The organism is Microbispora sp. NPDC088329, from assembly GCF_040685655.1.
Lineage (GTDB): Bacteria > Actinomycetota > Actinomycetes > Streptosporangiales > Streptosporangiaceae > Microbispora.
In genome coordinates this window covers 1-26,406 of record NZ_JBFBIP010000026.1, presented here as the reverse complement: position 1 = coordinate 26,406, position 26,406 = coordinate 1, and the positions used below count along the sequence as shown (strand labels likewise).

At 68.6% G+C, this 26,406-nt stretch carries 24 protein-coding genes, 1 tRNA gene and 1 pseudogene; 13 read left to right on the top strand and 13 right to left on the bottom strand.

The window, feature by feature from the left end; genetic code table 11:
• Positions 1–4 precede the first annotated feature (4 nt).
• The 3 genes from AB0O28_RS34060 to rph all read left to right on the top strand — a co-directional run bounded on the left by AB0O28_RS34060 (position 5) and on the right by rph (position 5,299).
• On the top strand, positions 5–1,174 hold the full coding sequence (locus tag AB0O28_RS34060; RefSeq protein WP_363646684.1) for a MaoC family dehydratase N-terminal domain-containing protein: 1,170 nt from the start codon (positions 5–7) through the stop codon (positions 1,172–1,174).
• The gene (locus AB0O28_RS34055) at positions 1,174–2,502 is read left to right on the top strand and encodes a MaoC family dehydratase N-terminal domain-containing protein (RefSeq protein ID WP_363646683.1); all 1,329 of its coding nucleotides are present in this window, start codon (positions 1,174–1,176) and stop codon (positions 2,500–2,502) included. The genes AB0O28_RS34060 and AB0O28_RS34055 overlap by 1 nt, the downstream gene beginning before the upstream one ends.
• A 187-nt stretch (positions 2,503–2,689) precedes the next feature.
• Complete coding sequence (gene rph, locus AB0O28_RS34050; RefSeq protein ID WP_363646775.1) at positions 2,690–5,299, top strand: rifamycin-inactivating phosphotransferase; 2,610 nt, start codon at positions 2,690–2,692, stop codon at positions 5,297–5,299.
• Here rph and AB0O28_RS34045 read toward each other — a convergent pair.
• The gene (locus tag AB0O28_RS34045; protein WP_363646682.1) at positions 5,263–5,478 is read right to left on the bottom strand and encodes a hypothetical protein; all 216 of its coding nucleotides are present in this window, start codon (positions 5,476–5,478) and stop codon (positions 5,263–5,265) included. The genes rph and AB0O28_RS34045 overlap by 37 nt on opposite strands.
• Positions 5,479–5,492: 14 nt before the next feature.
• Here AB0O28_RS34045 and AB0O28_RS34040 point away from each other — a divergent pair.
• A pseudogene (locus AB0O28_RS34040) lies at positions 5,493–5,987 on the top strand (histidine kinase); the annotation flags it as partial.
• A gap of 207 nt (positions 5,988–6,194) precedes the next feature.
• On the opposite strand, the gene AB0O28_RS34035 reads toward AB0O28_RS34040, so the two are convergent.
• A complete protein-coding gene (locus AB0O28_RS34035; protein ID WP_363646774.1) occupies positions 6,195–6,542 on the bottom strand; it encodes a DUF5997 family protein in 348 nt (115 codons plus the stop codon).
• An 88-nt stretch (positions 6,543–6,630) separates the two neighbouring features.
• Between AB0O28_RS34035 and AB0O28_RS34030 the strand changes: the two genes are divergently transcribed.
• From AB0O28_RS34030 to AB0O28_RS34020, 3 genes are all read left to right on the top strand, one after another.
• Positions 6,631–7,359 (top strand): LysR family substrate-binding domain-containing protein, encoded by a 729-nt coding sequence (locus AB0O28_RS34030; RefSeq protein WP_363646681.1) that lies wholly within the window; start codon positions 6,631–6,633, stop codon positions 7,357–7,359.
• 174 nt (positions 7,360–7,533) lie between these two features.
• Positions 7,534–7,896, top strand: a complete 363-nt coding sequence (locus AB0O28_RS34025; RefSeq protein WP_363646680.1) for a hypothetical protein — start codon at positions 7,534–7,536, stop codon at positions 7,894–7,896.
• Between the two features lie 494 nt (positions 7,897–8,390).
• A complete protein-coding gene (locus AB0O28_RS34020) occupies positions 8,391–9,341 on the top strand; it encodes a hypothetical protein (protein WP_363646679.1) in 951 nt (316 codons plus the stop codon).
• Positions 9,342–9,453: 112 nt separating this feature from the next.
• On the opposite strand, the gene AB0O28_RS34015 is transcribed toward AB0O28_RS34020, so the two are convergent.
• The 4 genes from AB0O28_RS34015 to AB0O28_RS34000 form a co-directional block, all read right to left on the bottom strand.
• Complete coding sequence (locus tag AB0O28_RS34015; RefSeq protein ID WP_363646678.1) at positions 9,454–10,635, bottom strand: FAD-dependent oxidoreductase; 1,182 nt, start codon at positions 10,633–10,635, stop codon at positions 9,454–9,456.
• Between the two features lie 80 nt (positions 10,636–10,715).
• On the bottom strand, positions 10,716–11,660 hold the full coding sequence (locus tag AB0O28_RS34010) for an RNA polymerase sigma-70 factor (protein ID WP_363646677.1): 945 nt from the start codon (positions 11,658–11,660) through the stop codon (positions 10,716–10,718).
• Positions 11,661–11,755: 95 nt separating this feature from the next.
• Positions 11,756–12,975 (bottom strand): IS3 family transposase gene (locus AB0O28_RS34005; protein WP_363646676.1). Its coding sequence is split into 2 segments (ribosomal slippage): positions 11,756–12,690 and positions 12,690–12,975, totalling 1,221 coding nucleotides; the frame shifts between segments, so codons are not numbered across the junction.
• 69 nt (positions 12,976–13,044) lie between these two features.
• Positions 13,045–13,224 (bottom strand): hypothetical protein, encoded by a 180-nt coding sequence (locus AB0O28_RS34000; protein WP_363646675.1) that lies wholly within the window; start codon positions 13,222–13,224, stop codon positions 13,045–13,047.
• Between the two features lie 822 nt (positions 13,225–14,046).
• On the opposite strand from AB0O28_RS34000, the gene AB0O28_RS33995 reads away from it, so the two are divergent.
• The 4 genes from AB0O28_RS33995 to AB0O28_RS33980 all read left to right on the top strand — a co-directional run bounded on the left by AB0O28_RS33995 (position 14,047) and on the right by AB0O28_RS33980 (position 17,482).
• Entirely contained in the window at positions 14,047–15,498 is a 1,452-nt protein-coding gene (locus AB0O28_RS33995) for a hypothetical protein (protein WP_363646674.1), read from the top strand.
• Between the two features lie 103 nt (positions 15,499–15,601).
• Entirely contained in the window at positions 15,602–15,757 is a 156-nt protein-coding gene (locus tag AB0O28_RS33990) for a helix-turn-helix domain-containing protein (protein WP_363646673.1), read from the top strand.
• 410 nt (positions 15,758–16,167) lie between these two features.
• Positions 16,168–17,001: an aminoglycoside phosphotransferase family protein gene (locus AB0O28_RS33985; protein ID WP_363646672.1), complete on the top strand. Its 834-nt coding sequence runs from the start codon at positions 16,168–16,170 to the stop codon at positions 16,999–17,001.
• Between the two features lie 97 nt (positions 17,002–17,098).
• Positions 17,099–17,482: a tyrosine-type recombinase/integrase gene (locus AB0O28_RS33980; protein ID WP_363646671.1), complete on the top strand. Its 384-nt coding sequence runs from the start codon at positions 17,099–17,101 to the stop codon at positions 17,480–17,482.
• A gap of 80 nt (positions 17,483–17,562) precedes the next feature.
• Here the strand turns inward: AB0O28_RS33980 and AB0O28_RS33975 are convergent.
• From AB0O28_RS33975 to AB0O28_RS33945, 7 genes are all read right to left on the bottom strand, one after another.
• Positions 17,563–17,637: transfer RNA gene (locus AB0O28_RS33975), tRNA-Val, on the bottom strand.
• Between the two features lie 15 nt (positions 17,638–17,652).
• Positions 17,653–18,609 carry an ROK family protein gene (locus AB0O28_RS33970; RefSeq protein ID WP_363646670.1) on the bottom strand — a complete coding sequence of 319 codons (957 nt, stop codon included), beginning with the start codon at positions 18,607–18,609 and terminating at the stop codon, positions 17,653–17,655.
• Positions 18,606–18,863 (bottom strand): hypothetical protein, encoded by a 258-nt coding sequence (locus tag AB0O28_RS33965; RefSeq protein ID WP_363646669.1) that lies wholly within the window; start codon positions 18,861–18,863, stop codon positions 18,606–18,608. Before AB0O28_RS33965 ends, AB0O28_RS33970 begins: the two co-directional genes overlap by 4 nt.
• Before the next feature lie 140 nt (positions 18,864–19,003).
• Positions 19,004–19,459 carry a peroxiredoxin gene (locus AB0O28_RS33960; protein WP_363646668.1) on the bottom strand — a complete coding sequence of 152 codons (456 nt, stop codon included), beginning with the start codon at positions 19,457–19,459 and terminating at the stop codon, positions 19,004–19,006.
• Between the two features lie 73 nt (positions 19,460–19,532).
• Entirely contained in the window at positions 19,533–19,961 is a 429-nt protein-coding gene (locus tag AB0O28_RS33955) for a DUF3052 domain-containing protein (protein ID WP_030505660.1), read from the bottom strand.
• Positions 19,962–20,102: 141 nt separating this feature from the next.
• Positions 20,103–20,510 (bottom strand): YjbQ family protein, encoded by a 408-nt coding sequence (locus AB0O28_RS33950; protein ID WP_363646667.1) that lies wholly within the window; start codon positions 20,508–20,510, stop codon positions 20,103–20,105.
• Between the two features lie 10 nt (positions 20,511–20,520).
• Positions 20,521–20,715, bottom strand: coding sequence for a DUF1918 domain-containing protein (locus AB0O28_RS33945; protein ID WP_079313603.1), 195 nt, complete (start codon positions 20,713–20,715; stop codon positions 20,521–20,523).
• A 586-nt stretch (positions 20,716–21,301) separates the two neighbouring features.
• Here AB0O28_RS33945 and aceE point away from each other — a divergent pair.
• Positions 21,302–24,055: a pyruvate dehydrogenase (acetyl-transferring), homodimeric type gene (gene aceE, locus AB0O28_RS33940; protein ID WP_363646666.1), complete on the top strand. Its 2,754-nt coding sequence runs from the start codon at positions 21,302–21,304 to the stop codon at positions 24,053–24,055.
• 220 nt (positions 24,056–24,275) lie between these two features.
• Positions 24,276–26,129 carry a trypsin-like peptidase domain-containing protein gene (locus tag AB0O28_RS33935; protein ID WP_363646665.1) on the top strand — a complete coding sequence of 618 codons (1,854 nt, stop codon included), beginning with the start codon at positions 24,276–24,278 and terminating at the stop codon, positions 26,127–26,129.
• The last annotated feature ends 277 nt before the right edge of the window (positions 26,130–26,406 follow it).

The window sequence follows — 26,406 nt, the reverse complement described above, 5'->3', positions numbered from 1 at the left end:
CATTGTGGAACACGACGAGATCGAGCGGCTGATCCGGTCGAGCGGAAGGGTCATCGGCTGCGTGGCCCCCGACGTCGAACCGGGCGTCGACGTGGCGAGCTGGATCAATGTCAGCCGGTTCGCCGACGCGTCGGGCGATGACAACCCGCTCTACCTCGACGTGCAGTACGGCGCCGGCTCGGTCCACCACACGATGCTCGCGCCCCCGGCGTTCGTCCTGGCGGTCCGCGCGCCCGCCTCGGCCGGGGTGCTCGATCTGGCGGAGCACCGGCTGACCGGCACGCTCCGCTCGTTGCACCTGAGCTGGGACGACACCGTCCGGCTGGGTGACGCCCTCGCCGGGCGCGTCTACGTGAGCGATGTCAGCCGGTGCCTCGCCGCGGCCGGCCGCGCCCGGGCCCGCGTCCTGTCCACCGTCGAATACCAGCGCAACGGAGTAGGGTTCGCGCGCGGCTGGGCGGAGGTCGAGGTCGCCCCGCTCGACGCGGACGGTTCGTCGTCCCCGCGCCGCTCTATCCACCGATACGAGCCGGCCGACGTCGAGCGGATGGTGCGGGAGCTGGACACCGAACAACCCCCCCGTGGCGCTGTCCCGCGCTTGTGGAGCGACGTCGCCGTGGGGGAGGCGACACCGGCCATGCTGAAGGGCCCGCTGACACTGGCCGACCTCGAGCTGTGGGTCTTCGCCGAGGGCCGCCCGGTGCGAGCCGGCAACCTGCACCACGCGCGGCTGGCCGAGCTCAAGGGACGGCGGACGGCGAATCCGGTCACCGGGTGGCCGGTCTGGGACAGGGCCGAGACCTCGCTGGATTCGGCGGCCACGGACCCCTGCGGGCCCAGCGCGCCCGGAGGACTGCTGTTCACACTCGCCGGCCAGCACGTGACGCACTGGATGGGCGACGACGCGTTCCTGCGGCAGCTGAGCCTGCGCATCACGCAGCCCTTCCGTTATGGCGACGCCCTGCGGCTGACCGGAACCGTCGTCGACCGATACACGGCGACCGACGAGGCGCGGACCCGCCATCACGCGGTCACCCTCCGGGTGGCGGGCAGGAACCAGCTCGGCGAGTCCGTTGTGGAGGCGCACGCCGTCGTGTTCTTACCGGACCGTGGAAAGCCCGTCAGGCTCCCCGTACGCGGAGGACTGACCTGTGACGTACCGCTGGAGAACTGATGCAGACGTTCGACGAGGCCCTGACGGAGTTCATCGAACGAAGCAGGCGACTCCTCCACAAGGAAAGCCCGGAAGACCTCCCGCCGCCGCATCCCGCGCCGCCCGTGAACACCGACGCCGTCGCCGTGCCCGGCGCGCTGATCCTGACAGAGGACCTGATCCGGCGTTACGCCTACGCCATCGGCGACGACAACCCGCTCTACACCGACCCGGCCTATGGGGAACGGTCCTGGCTGGGCAGCCAGGTCGCCCCTCCGACCATCCTCATCCACGTCCGATTTCCGGCCGACCACGGCGCGCAGCGACCGCAGGGATATCCCGTGGCGAACTTCCTGTCGGGGGTGGCGTGGGAGTTCTACGACGTGCTGCGTCCCGGAATGCGTTTCACCTCGTCGAAGATCCCCCGCGAGCTCGTCGTCACCCGCGGGCGGCAGGGGAAGGTCATCTTCCATCATTCCGAGAACTTCTACTGGACCAACTGCGGCGCGCTGAAGGCGAAGGCCTACGGGCGCCTCATCCATCTGCCGGTGGAGCAGATGGGCGGGACCCGCGTGATGCCGGTCGAACGGCTGGGCGAGCGGATGCTCTACGACGTCGAGCCCCACCGCTACTCATCTCTCGAGATCGACAAGCTCGGCGAGGCGCTCGAGAGGGAGCAACGCCGTGGTGCTCGCGTGTTGTTCTGGGAGGATGTCGACGAAGGCGACGAACTTCCGAACATCGTGCAGCCTCCGTACAGCATCCGTGACGCGCTGACCTATCAGTCGGTGGACCACGGGCTCCTCGCCGCCCTGGACGGCACGCGCCTCGTGCGTGCGTTCCGGCCCGCCTACCTGCGGTCGCGCCGGAACCCGGCCTTCGCCCGGACCCATCCCGTGACCGGATGGCCCTACACCCCCTACGACGAGCACGAGGACCGGCATCTCGCGCCCTATCGGTGCCAGCCGCTGCCCTTCGACTTCGGCATCCAGCGCGCGCAGGCGCCGATCCGGCTGCTCACCAACTGGGCGGGCGACAACGCGTTCGTGCACCGCATGTACACCACCATGCGCAGGCCGATCTTCTACGGCGACGCGTCCATCTACACGGGGAAGGTGATCCGCAAGTACGTCGCGGAGAAGACGGATGCAGCGGGACGCACCATGTCATACGCGGCGGTGGCCGTCGAGATCGTCGGCCTCAACCAGCGTGACGAGGTCCACTGCCTCGGATACGCGACCGTGTTCCTGCCCTCGGCGGCCCTGGGCCGGCCGGTCCTGCCGGTTCCCCACGCCGACGCTCCCGAGTACGTGCCGTTCGACGTGCACCGTCGCGCCGAATGGTTCTAGGCCCGCCGTAATCGATGACATCGCGGTGCCGGGGAAGGCCGGGTCAGGCCGCGCACGAGGCGCGCACTACTTCCCGCCACTTTCACCATATATCAGATCCGCGCGCCTCATGAGGCGTCGAAAAGTGCTTCATACTTGCCCGTTGCGAACCGGCCCGACGAGCGATGGAGCAAGCAGATTGCGCTACGTGATGGGTTTCGAGCAGATCGACTCGACGAATGTCGCGGACGTCGGCGGAAAGGGGGTGCACCTGGGCGAGCTCTCGCGCATCGACGGCATCCGTGTGCCGGACGGTTTCTGCGTCACGACGGACGCCTTCCAGCGGGTCGTGGCCGAGGCGCCGTCGATCGACGCTCAGCTTGACCTGCTGTCGCGGGTGGAACCGGACGACCGCGCGGCGATCCGCACCCTGAGCGCGGATGTCCGCCGCGCCGTCGAAGGCGTCGCGATGCCCGGCGATCTCGCGGCGGCGATCGGCGAATCGGTCGCCCGGCTCGGGGAGCACGCCTCCTACGCGGTGCGTTCCAGTGCCACGGCCGAGGACCTGCCGACCGCGTCCTTCGCCGGCCAGCAGGACTCCTACCTGAACATCGTGGGTCTGGCGGAGATCCTCCGGCACGTGCGGCGATGCTGGGCCTCGCTGTTCACCGAACGGGCGGTGATCTATCGGCGCCGTAACGGCTTCGACCACCGGAAGGTGCGGATGGCCGTGGTCGTGCAGCGGATGGTGTTCCCGGACGCGGCCGGGATCCTGTTCACCGCGGACCCCGTGACCTCGAACCGGAAGATCGCCACGGTCGAAGCCGGGTGGGGGCTCGGCGAGGCACTCGTCTCCGGTCTGGTCTCCGGGGACGTCTACACGGTGCGCGACGACCAGGTCGTCACCGTGGCGGTCGCCACCAAGCCGCACTTCGTCCGGGCGTCGCCGGGAGGCGGCACCCAAAACGCACCGGTCGAGCCGCAGCGGCAGACGCGTCCGGCTCTGACGGACGCGCAGGTCGTGCGCCTGGTGCGGCTGGGACGGCGGATCGAAGCGCACTTCGGCCGGCCCCAGGACATCGAGTGGTGCCTGGCCGGCGACGAGTTCCACATCGTGCAGAGCCGGCCGATCACCACGCTGTTCCCCGTACCCCACACCGATGACCGGGAAAACCACCTCTACGTCTCCGTCGGTCACCAGCAGATGATGACCGACGCGATGAAGCCGCTGGGACTGTCCCTGTGGCAGCTGACGACCCCCCGGCCGATGCACGAGGCGGGCGGACGGCTGTTCGTCGACGTGGCCCCCATCCTGGCGACCGCCGCGGGTCGCGCGTACATGATCGGAACCCTGGGGAAATCCGACCCGCTGATCCGGGACGCGCTGCAGACCGTCGTCGACCGCGGCGACTTCCTCCGCTCACTTCCGGACGAGGAATCCGGCGAGGAATCCGGCCCCGCACCGGTGGGTGGCGCCCCCGCACCGATCGAGACCGATCCGGCCGTGGTCACGCAGCTGATCCGGCGCAGTGAGGCGTCCGTCGCCACCCTGCGGCGCGAGATCCAGGACCTGTCCGGTCCGGCGCTGCTCGACTTCATCCTGGCCGACATCGCGGAGCTGAAGCGCATCCTGTTCGATCCGCGGAGCACCCAAGTGATCATGGCGGGGATGGAGGCGGCCTGGTGGCTCAACGACCACCTCGAAACGTGGCTGGGCGAGAAGAACGCGGCCGACGCCCTCACGCAGTCCGTCCCCCACAACGTCACCTCGGAGATGGGGCTGGCGCTCCTCGACGTCGCGGACACGATCCGGCCGCACGCGGACGTCGTGGCGTTCTTGCAGCGCGTCGCGGACGAAGGCCGGGACGGTGACGGCTTCCTGGACGAGCTGGCCGGGCTGCCCGGCGGGCGGGACACACGTGACGCCATCCGGGGCTACCTCGACAAGTACGGCATGCGGTGCGCGGGCGAGATCGACATCACCAGAACGCGCTGGAGCGAGCACCCCGCCACGCTCGTTCCCAGCATCCTCGGCAACGTCAGGAACTTCGAGCCGGGCGCCGGCAGGCGACGCTTCGAGCAAGGACTCCAGGAGTCGCGGCGGAAGGAGCAGGAGCTGCTGACGCGGTTGCGCGCCCTCCCCGACGGGGAGCGGAAGGCCGAGGAGACCAAGCGGATGATCGACCGCGTCCGCACCTTCGCCGGATACCGCGAATACCCCAAATACGGCATGGTCAGCCGCTACTTCGCCTACAAGCAGGCGTTGCTGCGGGAAGCCGATCGCCTCGTCCGGTCCGGCGTCCTGCGCGAGAAGGACGACATCTTCTTCCTCCGCTTCGAGGAGTTGCACGAGGTCGTGCGCACCAACGACGTGGACGCCGCACTCATCCTGGAAAGGCGGGAGGCGTTCCGGTCGTACGAGGCGCTCACACCGCCCCGGGTCCTCACGTCGGACGGCGAGACCATCACCGGCCGGTATCGGCGTGACGACGCCCCGGCCGGCGCGCTGGTGGGGCTCCCGGTCTCGGCCGGGACCGTCGAGGGTCGTGCCCGTGTCGTCACGGACATGGCCCAGGCCGACCTCGAGGCGGGCGACATCCTGGTCACCGCCTACACCGACCCCAGCTGGACTCCGCTGTTCGTCGCCGTCGCCGGACTGGTGACGGAGGTGGGCGGCCTCATGACCCACGGGGCGGTGATCGCGCGGGAGTACGGCCTGCCGGCCGTCGTGGGTGTGGAGCGGGCCACCCGGCTGATCCGGGACGGGCAGCGGATCCGCGTTCACGGCACCGACGGGTACGTAGAGATCCTCGACTGAACCGTCGCGGGGGTACGGTCCGGCCGCCCCCGCACGGCGAAGACGCCGACGGCGAACAGCGCCGCGAAGAAGACGCCGTCGGACACCAGGAACCAGGCCCCGGGCAGCCCGAGAGCGCCGAGGATGCACGAGACGATCAACTCGACCCCGATCCACCACGGCAGCGTCCGCGCTTTCACCCTGGCCCGGCGGCTTGAGGCCGAGCGCGAGGAGGCGATCCGGGTCGCACTCGCCGACGAGCGCGCCCGCATCGCGCGAGCTGCACGACATCGTGGCCCACTGCGTCAGCGTCATGGTGGTCCAGGCGGGCGCCGCCGAGGACCTGCTCGACCGCGGCCCACAGAAGGCGCGAGCACCGCTGCGCTCGGTCCAGGAGACCGGACGGCAGGCCGTCGGCGAGCTCGGGCGCATGCTCGGCCTGCTGCGCGCGGAACGCGCCCAGCCCGCGCTCAAGCCGCAGCCGGGCACGGCCGACCTGGCCGAATTGGTCGGCCGCATGGCCGCGATCGGTCTGCCGGTCGAGCTCACCGTGGAGGGTGCGGGCCGGCCGCTCCCACCCGGCGTGGACCTGACCGTCTACCGGATCGTGCAGGAGGCGCTCACCAACGTGCTGAAACACGCCGCTCCGACCAGCGCGTACGTCAGGTTGCACTACGACGACCAGTCCGTACGGGTGAGCGTCCGCGACACCGGGCGAACAGGCGGAGCGGGCGAAGCCGACACCGGCCGCGTCGGGCACGGCCTGATCGGGATGCGTGAACGGGCCCTCGTACGCGGCGGTTTCCGCTCGATTCTCGAGGGTCAGGACGACATCGAGGCGGTCGACGGCCTCGAGGCCGTCGAGCGGGGGTCGGTGCTGCGGCCCGACGTCATCCAGGCGGAGACGTGCGGGATCTCAGCCGTCTGCGCGCTGCTTGAGGCGGAGTGCTTCTTTGCGAACCTCGGCCTGGATGGACCGCTCGCGCTCCAGCCACTCCGGATTCTCCGCTTTCAGCGCCTCGATCTCGGCGGTGGTCAGCGGTCCGGTGATCCCGCCCCTGATCAGGCCGGAAACGGAGATCCTGAGCTTCGCGGCGATGACCTGCTTGGGGTGCGGGCCGTTGCGGCGCAGGTCGGCGAGCCACGCGGGCGGCGTCGCCTGCAACTCGTTCAGCTCGTCCCTGGAGACGACACCCGCCTGGAACTCGGCGGGAGTGGCCGAGAGGAGGACACCCAGCTTCTTGGCCGCGGTCGCGGGCTTCATCGTCTGGGTGGTCTTCGGTTTGGACGAGGGCATGCTGCCAAGAATAGTCAACCGAAACGTGTTCCCCTGACATCGGTACCCTGAGGAAGTGAGTGATGGGGAGACCGGCAGGGAGTTCCGGCTGGCGTACGTGCCGGGCGTCACACCCGCGAAATGGGTCAACATCTGGACCGAGCGGATACCCGGCGTGCCGGTTACCCTGATCGCGGTTCCCGCCGCCGAGGTGGTGGAACTCCTGCGGAACGGCGGTGCCGACGCGGGCTTCGTCAGGCTGCCGGTCGACCGGGACGGGCTCAGCGTGATTCCTCTCTACATGGAGACCACGGTGGTCGTGGTGCCCAAGGACCACGCGGTGGCCGCCGTCGACGAGGTGACCGTCGCCGACCTCGCCGACGACGAGGTGCTCCATCCTCTGGACGACACCATCGAATGGACGGCCCGGCCCGGGCTGCCCGCGTTCACCCGCCCGGCCACAACGGCGCACGCGGTCGAGCTGGTGGCGGCCGGCACCGGGCTTCTCCTGGTTCCGCAGTCCCTGGCACGCCTCCACCACCGCAGGGATCTCACCTACCGGCAGGTGCCGGACGCGCCGCAGTCTCAGGTCGCGCTGGCCTGGCCCACGGACGCGACCACTGATCTGGTGGAGGATTTCATCGGCATCGTCCGTGGCCGGACGGTGAACAGCTCACGGGGCCGTACTCCCGCCTCCCCCGCGGAGAAACCGGCACGGCGGCAGGCACAGAAACCCGCGCAGAACGGCTCCGGCCGCCGGGCCGTACCGGCCGGCCGTAAAAGGAAGGGCCATCGGCCTCGGTGATTCGCCCCGAACCTGTTGTTCGGACCCGGCGGTTAACCGGCCGCCCCGGCCGCCCCGGCCGATCCTGCCCGGCAGGCCGCAGCCGATGCCGAACTCGACGCCTACGAAGCCGGACATCACCTGATTGCGTTAGCTGTAAGTCGGCGGTCGGTTCGAGAAATCCGGGAGGCAACGATGGCGACAGAAGACTTGGCGCGTTTCGACGAGTTCGTTCGGGCCGTGCGGGAAGGGCGCGAGCTGAACCTCTCCGAACTGCACGAAGCGGGAAAGCTCCTACGCGAGATCATCGAGGTCGCCGCCGCCGTAGCCGCCCATGTGCGTACCGAAGTCAAATCACTGCCGACCAGATATGCCTTGCACGACAAAACCGGCGACCCTGACCCGGGGGCCCGGCTCGCCGAGGTCGTCCACCGCACCCAATTGACCGAGGACCTCCTGCGCAAGGCCGAGTTCCAGGCCGGACGTTCCCACACCACCTTCGGGTGCATCGGCGTGCGGACGAACCCCGACGTGAATGAAAGCCCGGCCATTCCCTAATCACTGTTTCACCCCCGCCACTACGGACCAGGCACGTGCTCGTCGCGACGGGCGCAGTGCCTCGGTACGGCGCGGCGGGCGGTTGACAGGCCATGGCGACCTTCGGGGAACCGTCCATCATATTTCCTGATCAGCAGTCGAAATGTCCCGGGACAGAAATGTCAAGCACCCCATGGGACTGGACAACGCCGGATGTCAGATCGCGATGCTTTACCCGCTCTGTATGCGATTCCTGGACCTTGACGCCGTATCCGGCGCCACAAGATGATCTACGCATGTTGTCACGCACAGGCGTCACCACGGCGGTTTTACTCGTGCTGGCGCTAGCGGGCGCCTGCGGCGACGACGGCGGGGATCACACCTACGAGCGGGTCTCACTCCAGGGCTGGGCGTCCTCTACGGCTGCCGCGATGTCCCCACCGACGGCGTCGCCATCTCTGCCCGCCACAATCGCGCAGTCGTCAGGCCCCGCAGCCGTCCCCACGCCGCTGCCCATGGCCACCTCCTTGGCAGCACCGATGGCGACCTCTTCGCCCCTGCCGGTGGCCGGTCCTCCACGATTCTTCGTCACCGCGAGGGCTCCGCTCGCACGCTTTCCCAGTAGATCCAAGACGGCGATCTTCACTCCGGTACGGCCCGCCGTGCACGACGCCACGACCGGCGCATTCCTGGCCGCCATCCCGCTGCCTCCAGGAGTGCGCTCCTCCTGGCAGGTTCTGGCCGCGGCACCCGACAACCGCACCTTCGTACTGTCCGGATGGACCGGGCCGGACTCTCCCCTCCGATTCTTCCGCGTCCACCTCGCTGAGGACGGATCGCCGAGCGATCCGATACCCGTCTCCGGCCTCCAGAGCGACGCGCTGGGCGCTGGATACGTCATCGCCCTGAGTCCGGACGCCACCAGATTGGCCTACGCCGTCTCCATCCCGGGCGGAGTGAAGATCTCTGTTGTCGATCTCGCCACCGGCCGGCGCCACGACTGGAGCACGCAAGCGCCCGTGGTGACCGGCCTGGCCTGGGCCCCGGACGGCCGGCGGATCGCACTGGTGGTCGGCGGCTGGGGCATCGGCGTCCTCGACCTCGGCTCACAGGGATCCGATCTGCTGACCGCCACCCGCCTTGTCAAACCGGGCGACGACCTGCCGCTCCTGGAATCTGTGGCCTACACCCCCGATGGCAGTGCCCTGATCTACTCGGCCGGTCATGCCGTAATGCGCATCCCGGTCGACGGCGGAGGGGAACCGCGGGTTCTCGCGCGGGTGACGTTGCCGGCCGACGCGTCGATGACCCTCCGTTTCAGCCTTGATGGAACCGGCCGATACCTGCTCTTCGCGCACCGATGGCGGGTCTTTCGAGTCGATCTCGTGGATGGTTCGACCACGTCGATGCCGATCATGGCCGATGAGCACTCCGGCGAGGGCGACTCCCCGGACGTCGCCTGGTGACGACCCGGATGCGAGAGTTACCGGGCGGGCGGGCGGCGCGGTCGCCAGGCAGCTCGGTCGTACGCAGCGGGCGGGCGAGCGGGCAACCACGCTCGCCCGGCAACGCTCTTCGTCATGACCGCGTGAGGGGCCGGGACTCCACTGCGCCGGTGACCGCGAGGTGGCGGCGGCGGCTCGGCATCAGCATGGTCGGGTGGGAGACGCTCCAGGCCGCGCTAGCGCAGATCATCTCCTTGATGCGGGCGGCGGTCCGGCCCGTGAAGACGGTGGGGGTGACCTGATCGTCGGGGGTCACGCGCTGGATGATTCCATCGCGGCGTCCGAGGCTGATGCACTGGATGGAGTAGCCGATCGTGGTCTCGGGAACCTTGCGACCGGTCAGGCGCGCGGCGATGACGTCGGCTGCGAGCCACGCCATCGGGTTCGCCGAGGCGCAGGACATCCGCAGCGCCTTGCCACCCACCCCTTCGGCGAGCGCGGCGTCGCCGACGGCGTACACATCGGGGTGCGAGACCGAGCGCATGCCGGCGTCGACGATGATCCGGCCCGTGTCGGACACCTCAAGGGTGGTGGCGGCCGCGATCGGGTGCACGGTGAACCCCGCGGTCCACACGGTCACCTGGGCCCGGATCTTGCTGTCTGCACCGGTCACCACGCCGTCCGCTTCGACGCGCGTGATGTCGGCATGGTCGTGGACCGTGATGCCGAGCCGGTCGAAGGCGCCGCGCAGGTGCCGCTGGGCCTTGTCGCTGAGCCAGCCGCCGACGCGGCCGCGGGCGGCGATCGCGACCTCGAGGTCCGGGTGGGCTTCGGCGATCTCGGTGGCCGTCTCGATGCCGGTCAGCCCGCCGCCCACGATCAGCACGGTCCCACCGGGCTTCAGCTCGCTCAGGCGCGCCCGCAGCCGGAGAGCGGCCTGCTTCCCGGCCACGTTGTAGGCGTGCTCTGCGACACCGGGGACGCCGTAATCGGCGATGGCGCTGCCCAGGGCGTACACGAGGGTGTCATAGGCGAGGGTCTCACCCTCGAGATCGACGGTCTTGCCTTCCACATCGACAGCGGTGACCCGCGCGGTCCGGACCTGTACGCCGGTGCCCTCGAAGAGGTCGCGCAGCGGGCGAGGCCGCAGATCCTGCCCGCTCGCGAGCTGGTGCATGCGCACCCGCTCGACGAACTCCGGGTCGCCGTTGACCAGGGTGATCTCGACGTCGTCGCGGTGCAGCCGCTTGGCGAGGCGACCGGCGGCGTTGGCTCCGGCGTACCCGGCTCCCAGGACGACGATGCGGTGCTTCATGGCTCGCTCCTATCTGGTTGCTTGCACCTCCTGAACCGGACAGGCGCGCGATCCCTGACGGGGACTACGTGTGATGTAGGTCACCAACTTGTCGGGAGTGGGCGATGAGGTCCAGCGGCCGCCCACTGGCGCGCGATGCGCTGAAGTTTGTCGGGGTTGACCTGGATGTGGATCGAGGCGAGGCCGTCGGGGGTCGCGTCGAGGCAGACCACGCCGATGATCTGCTCGCCGACCTCGACCAGCACGGCGGGACCGCCGTTGACGACGACGGCGTAGAAAACGGGATCGCCGCCGACGAGGGCTCGTTTGGAGTCGCTCCGCTGGAACATGCCACGCAGGTACTGGGCGATGCCCATCGCTCCGATGATCGGTGTCCTGCGAGCGACGACCTTACCGCCACCGTCGGCCACGCTGACCGCGTCGTCGGCGAGCAGCCGGATCAGTGGCTCGGTGTCGCCGCTGAGGGCCGCGGCGAGAAACTCCTCGACGATCTTCCGCGCGGCGACCGCATCGATCTCCGTGCGGGATCGTTCGACAGCCAGATGCTGCCTGGCACGCCGGTAGATCTGCTGGCAGTTCGACTCGGTGATTTCCAGAATCTCCGCTATCTCGCGGTGCGCGTACCCGAACGCCTCGCGCAGCACATACACGACGCGCTCGTTGGGGGACAGCCGCTCCATCAGAGTGAGCATCGCCATGGAGACCGACTCACGCTGCTCGAAGGTGTCGGCGGGACCGAGCATCCGATCCCCGTCCAGCACCGGCTCAGGAAGCCACTGCCCCACGTAGGTCTCCCGCCTGGCCCGCGCCGAGGTGAGCTGGTTGAGACAGATATTGGTGAGCACCTTCGTCAGCCACGCTTCGGGTGTCTCGATCCGTTCCCGGTCGGCCGCATGCCAGCGCAGGTACGTATCCTGCACGACGTCCTCCGCGTCACCGGCCGATCCCAGCAGCCGGTAGGCGATCGCCTCCAAACGGCCCCTGGATCTCTCGAACAAATCGGCCTCATGCGTGCGAATCGACATCGTCCCATGATCGGTCACGCGCGCAGGTCGCGTCCACACCGGTCCACCGTGATCCGGGCGCCATGTGAACTGCGCCGAGTTTCGTGGAGGCCGGGTTAGCTGGCTGGGGTGAGGATAGCCGGGTCGATCTGTGTTCGGTAGCGGGTCTCGAATTCGGCTGGTGGGAGGTCGTTGCAGGCGCTGTGGAGGCGTCGGTTGTTGTACCAGTCGACCCATTCCATGGTGGCGATCTCGAGGTCGTCCAGGCCGTTCCAGGGGCCGCGCCGGTGGATCAGCTCGGTCTTGTACAGCCCGATGGTGCTTTCGGCCAGGGCGTTGTCGTAGCTGTCCCCGCGCGAGCCGACCGAGCAGACCGCCCCGGCGCCCGCGAGACGCTCGGTATAGCGAATCGACAAATATTGGCAGCCGCGGTCGGAGTGGTGCACCAGACCCTCCAGCCGCCGGCCGTCGCCGCGGCGCCAGATGGCCATCTCCAGGGCGTCCAGTGCCAGGTCGGTACGCAGGTGATCGGCCAGCCGCCAGCCGACGATCATCCGCGAGAACGCATCGATTACCAGCGCCGCATAGACGAACCCTGAGGCGGTGGGGATGTAGGCCAGGTCGGCGACCCACAGCCGGTTCGGGGCGGCGGCGGTGAAGTCACGTTTGACCAGGTCGGCAGGCCGTTCACTGAGGGCGTTGGCCATCGTGGTCCGCGTCTTGTGGTCGCCGCGGACCGCACCGGCCAGCCCCAGGCGCTTCATCAGCCGGGCCACGGTGCACCGGGCCACGCGGGTGCCGCGCCGGTTGAGCTCCTTCCACATCTTGCGCACGCCATACACCTCGAAGTTGTCGTTCCACACCATGGTGATCTCGGCCATGAGCTGGGCGTCCCGCACCGCCCGTGCGGAGGGCGGGCGCACCTTGGCCGCGTAGTACGTCGATGTCGCCACCTGAAGGACGTGGCAGATCGGCTCGACGCCGAAAGCGTCGCGGTGGGCGTCGATGAAGGCGACTACCTGGGCGGCCGTGGGTCGAGTTCCGCCGCGAAAAAAGCGGCCGCGGCCTTGAGGATCTCGTTGGCGCGGCGCAGCTCGCGCACCTCGCGCTCCAGCTCGGCGATCCGCTGGGCGTCAGCGGTCGAGGTGCCGGGCCGCTGCCCCTCGTCGACTTCGGCCTGGCGCCCCCACCCGCGCAGTGCCTCGCGGTGAACGCCGAGCTGGTCGGCCACCCGGGCGATCGCGCCGGGGGCGCCGCCGGTCTGCCGGCGGACCTCGAACACCATGCGCACCGCGCGCTCACGAAGCTCTTGGGGATACTTCCTCGGGGCTGGCATCGTGACGTGATTCTCCCTTCCGCCAGCTGATGATGCTGGCTTCAGGGCCTCCACGAAAGTCGGAGTGGTTCACCCCATGTCCGAGCGCAGGATCTCTTCATGCCTCTCGGCAAGGTCCAGCTCCGCCTCGAACGACGCGATGAAGGGGAGGTGACGCTCCGCCGGGGCGGACTCGCGCTCTCGAACCTGCTCCGTAGCGGACGGCAACCGATTCCTCCGGTGCTGCACTTCCTCGCGCATGACACTCACGCTCCCAGTCTGTTGTTACCAGGGGACGCCGACCATGATTACGGTGTCGAGAGGAAGCCGGACGCGCCTGCACGGCCGAGGGATATCGCAGACAGGTAACCGTACAACTCAGCCGTCCCCTGGGGATGCGTGCGGTGCTGGAGGCCATGGAAGGAATGCCGGTTCCCGTTGGTCGCATCAGCTAGCCCAGATGCGCTGATCAGCGGCTTATCCCGTGTTTGGTCACCTTGCTGTCCGCGCCCAGGACTGAAGTACGAAGTCCCAGACCTCCGAATGCGAGCTCGATACATGGTTGGGTGAGATGAAGAAGACCAGCACGTTTTTGATGGTTGCCCTGTTACTTACCTCTGCAGCTTGCAGCGGCTATAGCTCGACTGGGGGCTCTCAGCCGGATACCAGGATGTCCGGTACGGCCTACGTAGCCGGGGGCCCGCCGCCTGGCATCAGAACCCCGCTGGCCAAGGTCAACCTGACGTTCTCCATCAGGGGCAGGCTAGTGACACAGATTTCCGCAGATGCTGACGGGAACTACGCCGTCAAGCTTGCTTCGGGAGAGTACGAAGTCCAACCGATGAGCGCGATGTGTCCGCGTGTCATCCGGATCACGGTTCCACGAACACTCACTGCTACCGCCGACATCGTGTGTCCAATCCCATAGGAGCCCTGGGACTTGCTCACTGAACAAGATCGGCTGCGCTACGCGCGGATAGTGCTTCGAGGGTACGTCGTTGGTGGTGATCTTCTCCGTGCCATAGACCATGCCGCACCAGCCCTTCACAGGTACAGCTGCATGGTGCACCTCGATCGTGATATCTCGCTGAGATGATCAGAAGTGGGACGGCGCTGGGTGCCCTGGGCTCGTTGCTGGACAGGTCGCTTTTACAGATCGCGGAGGCGTCAGCAGACGCACGGACGTACGACCGGCAAGCGATCTACGAGGTCGCCGACGTGTGGGACAACAACACCTTTCCTCTGTTCCATGCCGCGACTGCCCTCACCTCCATTGGGCGGGAACGGCGTGCCCGCGCTGCCCTCGCCTGGATGGCCGATCTCGGATCAGAGCGGCGAAGCTGGATGATCGAGCAAGCCGAGGCGGCGGGGCACTCACTGGAGCGGTTACTGCCGCCACCAGTAGCGAAGCCTCTGCACAGCAGGGACTACCGAGGGCAGGTAACTCCCCAGATCATGCGGCTGACCGCCGAGGCTGCGCTCGAACTCGGAACCGACTACGACTTTGCCACCGCCGAGGTCCGCACCCTACTGATTGAACGTGTCGGCACACGACTCACCGGGTCACTCGTCCTGGTCGCCCCGCGCCGCTACGACGATGGCCTACAGGCGGTAGATCCACCTGAGTTGAACCTGTGGCTGGAGGACGTCACCGACGTGCACTTCGATTCCAACGACCAGCTGAGAATCGCCCTGCATTGCCGGCCAGCGGAGATAGTCATCGGCGTCGGCGCGAGCGGAAGGTTGCGCGCCACCGCCGGCAGTGTGTACCCCGACGACCCGGCCTGGCATCTTTCCACCGCCGGCCGGGCCGCCGACCAGCGGACCCCACCTCGTCAGGAACAAACCCGCCGCGCACCTGAGCGACGGCGGCCACGGCCAGAGGGCGCGGTCCTGGTCGCCGCCAGGACTGTGCACAGTGTGATGCTGGAGATCCGCATGGTCCGCTACGCCCACTTCGCCGATCGGATCCCCGTCCGGCTACTCGCCAACGCACTCGTCGGCGCGGGTGCCGACATCCTGGCCGCAGGCGCCCTCCGAGGCCGCCGCCGCGAGAGAGCCTTTCACAACCTGGTCGAGATGTGGATCAAAAACGGCGGCCCGGCTCTAAAACCCTGGTTCATCGATGAACTACGTCACATCGTCAGCTCGGAACGACTCCCGAGCTCCACTAGAGAGTGGATCGAAGGAATCACCGCACCAGGGGTGGCGCTCCCGCACCTCCCGGCAGGACCGGATCTCAACCTACCGCTGGAGGCTGAGCTCCGGCTCGCCCAGTACACGGCCGCACACAACCGTCACGGGACATTGCAGGGCTCCTCCGCCGTCGTAGTCCTAGCCCACCCGCTCACTGAAAAGGACTTCGCGGATCGGCCATGGCGGTTGCGGGCTTTCGAGGTCGGCGGCGTGAGCCGCTTTCGGCTGCGAACCGATGCCTTCGACGGCCCTCTGGGTTCACGAACAGCGGGGGAGACGCCGAACGTGGAGTCTCTGGTCCTCGGCCACGACGCCCTCGATGTTCACAGGAGACAAGCCCGGCCTTGACGCGCCAGCGGGCTGAGACGCTCTCGCGCCCTCCTCCCCCTGTTCCCAGGGGCAGGATTCGAGATCGCGCGACGCTTGAGCGTGCCGTCTTCAGCATGGATGCGTGGCCACCATAGGCGAACACATCCGCAGCGTCTGGAAGCGCCGAGGCCTGACTCAGCAGGGCCTCGCCGACCTTGCCGGCGTGTCCGCCTCGCTAATCCGCAAGCTTGAGCAGAACGCCCGGAGGACGTGCGGATGGAAATGCTGCGGAAAATAGCGGTGGCCCTCAAGGTGCCGACGACCTCGCTGATGATGCGGCACGACGCAGAGCCAGCCGACGAGCAGACTCTCCACCTTTGAGGGCCGGTACGGCGAGCACTGTACGGACTCGATGGTTCTCCTGCAGAAGCGCCAACCCGAGAAGGACTGGGCTCCGCGCTGGAAGCCCAGTCGGGCGGTGTCGCCTTCATCCGGCGCACCGTGCAGAACGAGGACGCCCCTGAGATCAGCGAGACCCACCGATGGCGGGTGGGGCAAGGCTGGGAGACCTGGTCGGCGCTGCTGACCGGTCAGGTCCGATAGACCGGGCACGCGACGGCTGCACCTTTGCCACGGGGCCGCAGGTCTGCCGCTGAACCTCAGCCTTCACTAGTGTGGTTTAGTGATCATCGCGCCCAGAGATATGCCATGACGGAGCGCAACCCCGATGCGGGGCAACTTGAGGAAGAACCGCTGATCGGGGGTGGTGTGGCTCAAGGAATCGTGCGAGTGGGGGACACCGTTCGCCGTCCTGTCCGGCCGTTCACCGCGACCATCCAGGCTTACCTGGCGCACCTGCACGCCTCGGGCTTCTCTCATGCCCCGGTCCCCTTGGGAGTGGACGAGCAGGGTCGGGAGGTGCTGTCGTTCGTTCCCGGCGATGTGCCCCGGGAGCCTCTGCCGCCCGAGACCGCCCGTGAGGAAGTCCTCGTCGAACTCGCGCATCTCATCCGTCGCCTGCACGCCGCCGCTCATGGCTGGGCACCTCCTCCGGACGCCGTTTTCGGCGAAATCCCCGGAGCGCGGAACACGAACTCGACCGCCGACGGACAGCCACTTCTGGTCAGCCACCGCGACTACTGCCCTGGCAACGTCGTCTTTCGCGACGGGCTACCGGCTGCACTCATCGACTTCGATCTCGCCAAGCCGACGACCAGGGTCGATGACCTCGCCAACGCTCTCTACTACTGGGTGCCTCTGCTGCATCCCCTGGAAAGAGCGCCGGCCTTCACAGATCTCGACGTCCCCCGTCGTGTCGCCCTGTCCGCGGACGCCTACGGCATGACAGAGACCCAGCGCCGTGTCCTGGTTCCGGCGGCGGCCCGTATGATCCACCGCTTCCATGTCAACATGCGTTCGGCGGCTGAGGTCGACCCCGTGTTCAGACGCATTTGGGACCAGGAGGCGGCGCATCGACTGCCTCGGGCCGGGTCCTGGATCAACGACGAAGGCCCTGCCATCACTGCACGACTCGCCAGCTAGGACCTACCAAGCTGAGCCTCGGGAAGCCCGACAGGCGTAGGTACGATTACCACCTCATATCGTCGGGCCGCCCAAGTCCCGTGCCGGTCTGCGGACGGTGGCGATCCCAGAGGCGATCATTCCGGCGCTGCGTCAGCACCTCGACCAGTTCACCGAGTCAGAACCGACCGCCCTCGTCTTCACCGGGGCGAACGGCGGCATCCTGCGGCGGAGCAACTTCCGCCGGGCCGTCAAGTGGAGCGAGACGACACGCAAGCTCGGCGTCCCCGGGCTCCACTTCCACGATCTTCGCCACACCGGGAACACGATCGCGGCCAGTGCCGGCGCTTCCCTCCGCGACCTGATGGCACGCATGGGCCATGACAGCGTGCGCGCCGCGATGATCTATCAGCACCGCACGGCGGAGGCGGACCACAAGATCGCCGACATCATGAACGGCAAGATCACACAAGCCCTACCGACCGAGGCGAGTGGTCACTAAACAAGATCGATTGCGGCCGCTAATGGCACGTTAATGGCACGAGCCCCGTTTTCCCTGATGGGAGACGGGGCTCTTTTCGCTGGTGGGCGGTACTGGGTTCGAACCAGTGACCCCTCGCTTGTAAGGCGAGTGCTCTACCGCTGAGCTAACCGCCCGGACCGGACTACACCTTACGACACCGAACCGCCTCTCAGCACATCGAGCGACCAGTCCGCGCCCGCGTCGTGATCTCCCGCGGCCTGCCAGCCGAGGAGAGCGGCCCCGAGCATGCCCGCCCGGGGACCCAGGGCGGCAGGGCGTACGGGCGGCGGCTCCCGGAAGGCGAGGCGACCGGCCAGCCGTTCCCGCAGCGGGTCGAACAGGGCCGCACCGGCCTCCGCCAGGCCGCCGCCGATGACGATCAGGGCCGGGTCGAGCACGAGCACGTACGACGCGAGGGCGATGGCGAGGGCCTCGATCGCCTCGCCGAACACCTCGGCGGCGAGCCGATCTCCCGCGGCCGCGAGCTCGACGACCTCCTTCGCGGTCGCCGTACGGCCGGAGCGCGCAGTGAAGCGGCGGGCCACGGCCGAGGCGGAGGCGTAGGTCTCCAGGCAGCCGGTCTGCCCGCAGGCGCATTTCTCCCCCGCAGGCCAGACGGACGCGTGCCCGATCTCGCCGCCCCAGCCGTGCGCGCCGCCGTACGGCTCGCCGCGGAGCACCACCGCTCCCGCGATGCCGGTGCCGATGGGCAGGAAGAGGAAGTCGGCGACGTCGCGGCCCGCGCCGAAGACGCTCTCGGCCAAGCCGCCCGTGCGGACGTCGTGGCCGAGCCGCGCGGGGACGCCGGGGGGCGTGAACGCCTCGGCAGGCACGTCGCGCCAGCCGATGTTGGCCGAATAGACGGCGGTGGACGCGGTGACGATGCCCGGGACGGCCAGGCCCACCCCGGCGGGCTCGTCGCCGTACCGGGAGCGGCCGAGGTCGGCGATCTCGCCGGCGTAGGCGCGCACGGCCTCCACCACCGCGTCAGCGCCCGACTCGCGGCCCGTGGGGCGCCCGGCGAGCACGGTGACCTCACCGTCGCGGGTGACGAGGCCGCCCTTCATGGAGGTGCCTCCCACGTCCAGCGCGACGACGTACGTCACGAGCGCCCGAGCACGCGGTCGAGGGCGGCCTCCACCTCCGCGGCGAGGCCGGGCATCCGAGCGGAACCCGCCGGGCCGGCCGTGACGAGCGGCTCACCGTCGCGGGCGAGCCGCACCTCGCCGCAGGAGCGGCACTCGATCTCTCCCAGGCGGCAGATCAGGGCGATCGAGCCGCACGAGGCGCATGTGTCGAGATCGAGGTCGTGCACACGCTGGCAGTCCGGGCAGACGAGGACCTGCGTCTCGTGACGCACGGCGCGCTTCCATGGACTGGCGCCGCGGACGGGGTCGGTCTGCCGGGCCCCGCACCTGTAGCAGGGCATCGTGGCCTCCAATGGGGCGAGTCGGAGTCGGAATCGAATATGTCAGTGCCCGGGGGCGGGCAATGAAACGATCAGATTTCCGCGAGCGCCTTGCGATACTCGTCGAGGTCGCGTGCGGAACCTATCGGGTTGACGACCTTCCAGCGCACGACGCCTTCGCCATCGATGATGAACGTGCCCCGGAGCGCGAGTCCCCTGTCCTCATCGAAGACACCGTACGCCCGGGCGACCTCACCATGGGGCCAGAAATCCGACAAGAGGGGAAACGTGAAGCCCTCCTGATCGGCCCAGGCGCGCTGACTGAACATCGAGTCGACCGACACCGCCAGCAGCTGGACGTGCGGAGGCAGGGCTCCGGCGAGCTCGTCGCGGATCGCCGCGAGCTCGCCGTGGCAGACGGGGCTGAAGGACAGGGGATAGAAGACGAGCATGACCGTCCTGCCCCGCAGGCCGGACATGCGCACGGAGACGCCGTGCTGGTCCTTGAGCGCGAAATCCGGAGCACGCTGCCCGACCTCTATCGCCATGAGCAGTCCCTCCCCAGGTGTCCGCCCATCATCCTGCCGTACGGCGTCCCCTGGCCGTACGGCAGGGCAATAATCAGCGGCGGGCCTTCGGGGCGACGAGCCTCGTGCCCGACCAGTCCCTGGCGGCGCTCACGCTGCTCGTCTGCGACAGCCCGGCGGTCGCCGCGTCCTCACCGATGTCGCTCGGCTCCACGTGGCCCTCGCGACCCGCCTTGGGGGTCAGCAGCCAGATCTGGCCTCCGTCGGCGAGTGCGGTCATCGCGTCGCTCAGCGCGTCGAAGAGATCACCGTCGCCGTCACGCCACCAGAGCAGCACCACGTCGACGACGTCCTCGTAGTCCTCGTCCACCAGCTCGTTGCCGGTCAGCTCCTCGATGGACTGGCGCAGCGCCTCGTCGCAGTCCTCGTCCCAGCCGACCTCCTGCACCACCTGACCGGCTTTGAGGCCGAGTCGTTCGGCCAGGCCGCGCTCGTCCTGCGCCTGACCCGCGGTCGCGCTCACGTTTATCCCTCCTGCTTGGGGTGACCCCGCCCGGTTTCTGCGTTGTCCCGGCTCGTTGAGAGCCATGCTTCGGCACAGTCCACACGCTGCGACCCTTCGTCGTCAACGGTCGCCACGGCGGGTGACCCGCACCGTTATCTCTTAATCGGTCAAAAACGACAAACGAACACGCCTGTCGGGGTTGTCGACGTTGAGGTCGATCAGGGCGACCGACTGCCAGGTCCCCAGCGCCAGCCTGCCCGCGAGGACGGGAACGGTGGCGTACGGCGGAATGAAGGCAGGCATGACATGCGACCTCCCGTGCCCACGGGAGCCGTGCGCATGCCGCCACCGGTCGTCCGCCGGCAGCAGGTCGCCCAGCGCGGCGAGCAGGTCGTCGTCGCTGCCGGAGCCGAGCTCCAGCAGCGCCACGCCCGCCGTCGCGTGCGGGACGAAGACGTGCAGGAGCCCGTCTCCCCCGCACTCGCGCGCGAAATCGGCGCACTCCTTCGTCATGTCGTGCACGCGCTCGCGTGCGCCGGTCCGTACCTCGATCACCGTCGATTTCACATCCGCGATATTACGATTCGCGCTGAGCTGGGAGGACGACGGCGTCCGGGCCTGGGAAGACGAGCGCCTCGTGCCCGTCCTCGTACCTCACCAGGAACGGCGGGCCACCCCCGGGACCGCGGACCTCGACGATGACACCGTGCTTCTCGTGGTCGCCCACTACCGCGCCGTGCACCACCAGCCGGTCCCCTACCGCTGCGTGCATCTCGAACCCCCCTCTCTCCAGAGCCTGGTACGGCTATCGCCACCTGGAAAGAGGAGAAACCCCCCTCTCCACAGAGGGAGGGACAACCCATACCAAAACGTTACGCTGCCGGAACGTCGCTCTCACGGGGACGATCCCGCGTGCGCGCAGGCCCGCGCGCACGCAGGGGACATGACGACACGCGGGGCGGACGCTTCCGGAGACGATGCGGGACGACTTCCGGCGGCGTCTCTCGCGGCGGCGTGGCGACTTTCCCCCGGTCTCCCCGCGTGAGGCCGGGCGAGACCGGGTACGGGGCCTGCGACCAGGCACGATGCCATTCCGGCGGCTTTGGGACGCCCCCGGTCACAACCGGGAATGGATGGTGGGTAAAAATCGTCCTACCATCGGTGGTCTAGGCCAAGACCAGCACCGCGGCCAGCGGCGACGGTTCGGTTACCGGGCAGTAGAGATGCACTTTCCGGTGGGACGAGACAGGATGGAAGACGACCGCAACGCCGCGATCGAGCGCTGACCGCATCGCAGCAGGCAACACAGACGTAACAGATCCGACGAGACAAAGTCCATTCTCGGAAGGCGAGACCCAGTGGCTTCCGGACGCCAGCGTTTTTCGATCATCAGTGACGGCCTACCCAGCCAGTTGCCTGATGTCGATCCGAGCGAGACCAACGAATGGCTCGAATCGCTCGACAACGTCATCAAGACCGAGGGCCGCACCCGGGCCCGTTACCTGATGCTCCGACTGCTCGAGCGTGCCCGTGAACACCAGGTCGGCGTGCCCGGCCTGCGCAGCACGGATTACATCAACACCATTCCCCCGGAGCGCGAGCCCTGGTTCCCCGGCGACGAGTACGTCGAGCGCCGCATCCGGGCCTACATCCGCTGGAACGCGGCGGTGATGGTGACCCGTGCCAACGCGCGGACCAACGTCGGCGGCCACATCGCCACCTACGCGTCCGCGGCCTCGCTGTACGAGGTGGGCTTCAACCACTTCTTCCGCGGCAAGGACCACGGGGAGTCGGGCGACCAGATCTTCATCCAGGGGCACGCGGCCCCCGGCATCTATGCCCGCGCCTTCCTGGAGGGCCGCCTCGACGCGCCCCAGCTCGACGCGTTCCGCCAGGAGCTGTCCCACGGGATCAAGGGCCTGCCGTCCTACCCGCACCCGCGGCTGATGCCGGACTTCTGGGAGTTCCCCACGGTGTCGATGGGCCTCGGCCCGATCGGCGCCATCTACCAGGCCCGGTTCAACCGCTACCTGCTCAGCCGGAAGATCAAGGACACCAGCCGCAGTCACGTCTGGTGCTTCCTCGGCGACGGCGAGATGGACGAGCCCGAGTCGCTCGGCGCGATCGGCGTCGCGGCCCGCGAGGAGCTCGACAACCTCACCTTTGTGATCAACTGCAACCTGCAGCGGCTCGACGGCCCCGTACGCGGCAACGGCAAGATCATTCAGGAGCTGGAGTCGTACTTCCGCGGCGCCGGCTGGAACGTGATCAAGGTCGTCTGGGGCCGTGACTGGGATCCGCTGCTCGCGGCCGACGTCGACGGCGTGCTGGTCAACCAGATGAACACCACGCCCGACGGCCAGTTCCAGACCTACTCGGTCGAGTCGGGCGCGTACATCCGGGAGAACTTCTTCGGCGGCGACCCGCGCCTGCGCAAGATGGTCGAGCACATGTCGGACGACGACATCCGCAAGCTGTCGCGCGGCGGCCACGACTACCGCAAGGTGTACGCCGCGTTCAAGGCGGCCCGCGAGCACGTCGGCCAGCCGACCGTCATCCTGGCCCAGACCATCAAGGGCTGGACGCTCGGCAAGGACTTCGAGGCGCGCAACGCCACGCACCAGATGAAGAAGATGAGCAAGGCCGAGCTCAAGGAGTTCCGCGACCGGCTCTACCTGCCCATCCCGGACAAGGACCTCGAGGCCGACCTCCCGCCGTACTTCCACCCGGGCGAGGACAACGACGAGATCGCCTACATGAAGGAGCGCCGGGCGGCGCTCGGCGGTTACCTGCCCAAGCGGGTAGTACGCGCCAAGCCGCTCAAGCTCCCCGGCGACCCCGTCTACTCCGGCCTGCGCAAGGGCTCGGGCAAGCAGAACGTCGCCACGACCATGGCGTTCGTCCGCCTGCTCAAGGACCTCATGCGGGACAAGGAGATCGGCGCCCGGTTCGTGCCGATCATCCCGGACGAGGCCCGCACGTTCGGTGTGGACGCGATGTTCCCGACCGCCAAGATCTACTCGCCCCACGGGCAGACGTACGAGGCGGTCGACCGCGAGCTGCTGCTGTCGTACAAGGAGTCGACCGAGGGTCAGATCCTGCACGAGGGCATCAGCGAGGCCGGCTCGATGGGCTCGGTGCTCGCGGCCGGCACGTCGTACGCCACGCACGGCGAGCACATGATCCCGGTCTACATCTTCTACTCGATGTTCGGGTTCCAGCGGACCGCCGACCAGATGTGGCAGCTCGGCGACCAGATGGGCCGGGGCTTCCTGCTCGGCGCGACGGCCGGCCGCACCACGCTGAACGGCGAGGGCCTCCAGCACGAGGACGGCCACACCCCGCTGATCGCCTCGACCAACCCGGCCGCCGTGGCGTACGACCCGGCCTGGGCGTTCGAGATCGCGCACATCGTCAAGGACGGCCTGCGGAGGATGTACGGGGAGCACCCCGAAGACGTCTTCTACTACCTGACCGTCTACAACGAGCCCTACCCGCAGCCGGTCGAGCCGGAGAACGTGGACGTGGAGGGCGTCCTCAAGGGCCTCTACCTGTACGCCCCGGGGGCCGGCGACGGGCCGAAGGCGAACATCCTGGTGTCCGGCGTGGCCGGCCCGTGGGCGCTGGAGGCGCAGCGCATGCTTGCGGAGGACTGGGGCGTGTCCGCCTCGGTCTGGTCGGCCACCTCCTGGAGCGAGCTGCGCAGGGACGCCCTCGCCGTCGAGGAGCACAACCTGCTCAACCCCGACGCCGAGCAGCGCGTGCCGTACGTGACCAGCAAGCTGTCGGGCGTGCCCGGGCCGTTCGTGGGCGTCAGCGACTACATGCGCGCCGTGCCGGACCAGATCGCCCAGTGGGTGCCCGGTGACTGGAGCTCGCTCGGCACCGACGGCTTCGGCCTGTCCGACACGCGATCGGCGCTGCGCCGCCACTTCCACGTGGACGCGGCCTCGATCACGCTGGCGGTGCTGACCCAGCTCGTGCGGCGCGGCGAGGTCAAGGCGGAGACGCTGCAGGAGGCCGTCGCCCGGTATCACCTCAAGAACGGGGTGACCGAGGTGTCGGCCCAGCAGACCCCGGAGACCAACGACACCCAGTCGATGGGCGTCTGATCCGTGGATCGTCCGGCGGCCCCCGCTCCGGCGGGGGCCGCCGTCGTTTTCCGCGCAGTCGTCACCGGGCCCGCGCAACCATCGGGCCCTGACCGCCGGGCGCTCACCGCCGCGTTCCGCCGCACGTGAGCGGCTCGCGAAGGGGTCTTGCACTTCGGTACCGGCCGATCCCAAGCCACCTCCAAGCAAGAAACAAGACCGTTCCATCACGCTTGCTGCCGTGGATGGAAATCTCAGGAAATACTTCGGCAGGCTGACCGGGGGGATGGCCGCGATGGCGGCCCTCGCCCTGCTCGCCGTGGCCGCCCCCGCTTCGGCGGACACCGGGGACGAGGTCCCCGTCGGCACCCGGCTGGCCGCTCGCACCCACCCGGCTGTGCAGCTCACCAGCCTCACCTACTCGGGCGAGGTCGTCGTCCCGAGCAACGACGTCAAGCAGGCCGCGTGGGACCAGCTGACCAACGACGCCACCCAGGCCGTGCTCGCCGGCAAGATCGCCTCCGACGAGCGGAGCATCGCCAAGTTCCTGTTCCAGCGCGTGGCGGCCGACGTCGACCGCTATCTCCAGCCCGTGGGCCCCGAGCGCACCGTCAAGGCCCAGGTCGGCGGTATGTGCACGGGCTGGTGGGTGACCCCCGACGGCTACATGGTGACCGGCGCGCACTGCGTCGAGATGAGCAACGAGCAGCTGTCGCAGACCTTCGCGCAGCAGGCGCTGGAGAAGTTCAACAAGCAGGACGCCAAGGAGATCATCAACGGCCTGCGGGGCCTCGAGGCCGACAAGGAGATGCTGGAACTCGTCCAGCAGATCTACGTCACCTTCAACAGCACCCACATGGAGATCCGCGGCCTCCAGAAGAGCCTGTCGGTCCTGCAGAGCCTGCCCGGCGGCGGCGTCGACAAGACGGCCAAGGAGGTCCCGGCCGAGCTGGTGTCGGTCGGCGAGAGCTACCCGGGCAAGGACTTCGCGCTGCTCAAGGTCAACGGCCAGCTGAACCTGCCGACCGTGCCGCTCGGCGAGGACGTCGACGTGCAGACCGGCGACACGCTCTACATCAGCGGCTTCCCCGGCCTGGTGACCAACACCCCGTGGTTCAGCATCGAGTCCAAGCTCGACCCCGCGCTCACCGAGGGGCCGTACAACGCCAAGCGCAGCACCCAGGAAGGCGTGCCGTACATCCAGACGCAGGCGCCCTCCTACCACGGCAACTCCGGCGGTCCCGTCTTCAGCCGCGCGGGCAGGGTCGTGGGCATGCTGATCGCCGGCACCGTGAGCGAGAACGGTGAGGCGTCGGAGAACGAGAGCTTCGTGCTCCCGGTCTCGATCATCAAGGAGAAGCTCAACGAGAAGAACGTCAAGCCCTCCGCGTCGCTCACGACGACGAAGTACAACGAGGCGCTCGACGACTTCTTCCAGCGGCACTACAAGGACGCGCTGCCGAAGTTCCGCGAGGTGCAGGCGCTGTTCCCGAGCCACCCGTACGTCGCGAAGTACATCACCGACTCCCAGCAGGCGATCTCCTCGGGCAAGGACGAGACCCCGCAGCCGGTGTGGCTGTGGGTCGCCATCGGCGCCGGCGTCCTGATCCTGGTCGGCGGCGGTCTCCTCCTGCTGGTCCTCATGCGCAGGCGCAAGAAGGGCCCCTCCTCCCCGCAGGGCCAGTCGCCCTCACCCGTGTACGGCGGGCCCTACCCCGGGGTCAACGGCAGCGGCGGTTACCCGGCGCAGGTCGGCGGCGGCCATGACCGGCAGCCGGTGAACGGCCAGGTGCTGCCTCAGGGCTGGCAGCCGCAGAGCCTGCCGCCGGCGAACGGTCACCGGCCCGGGGGGACGCCCGGGAGCTACGAGGCTCCACGTGGCGGCTACGACTCCCCGCGGCCGGCCGACGGTTACGACCCTCAGCGGCCCGACGGCGCGACGCAGTACGTGCGTCCCACGCCCTACGGGCACCAGCGGCCGCAGCCCGCACCGGGCCAGAGACCGGCCGACTCCGGCGCGCCCGACGTCGCCGACCTGGAGCGGGAGATCGCCGAACTACGCCGCCAGCTGCAGCACCGCCCGCCGGACGCGTGACGGATCGGGCGGGAGGGTGGCACTCCCGCAACACGCGGGCCGGGCGCTCCTGATGGAGCGCCCGGCCCTGTCGTGTCTGTCGGCTCTTGTGCCCGCTGCGGGCCGCTACGGCGGAACCCGCGGGACACTCCCCGGCCTCACGCGAGCTGGGCTCACGTGAGCCGGGAAGGCTCACGTGAGCCGGGGAGAGAGGTCAGCTCTCGGAGGAGAAGGCGGCGTCGAAGGCGGCCTCCGGCGGGGTGATGGCGTTGAGCGAGCGGATGTAGGCGAGGGATTC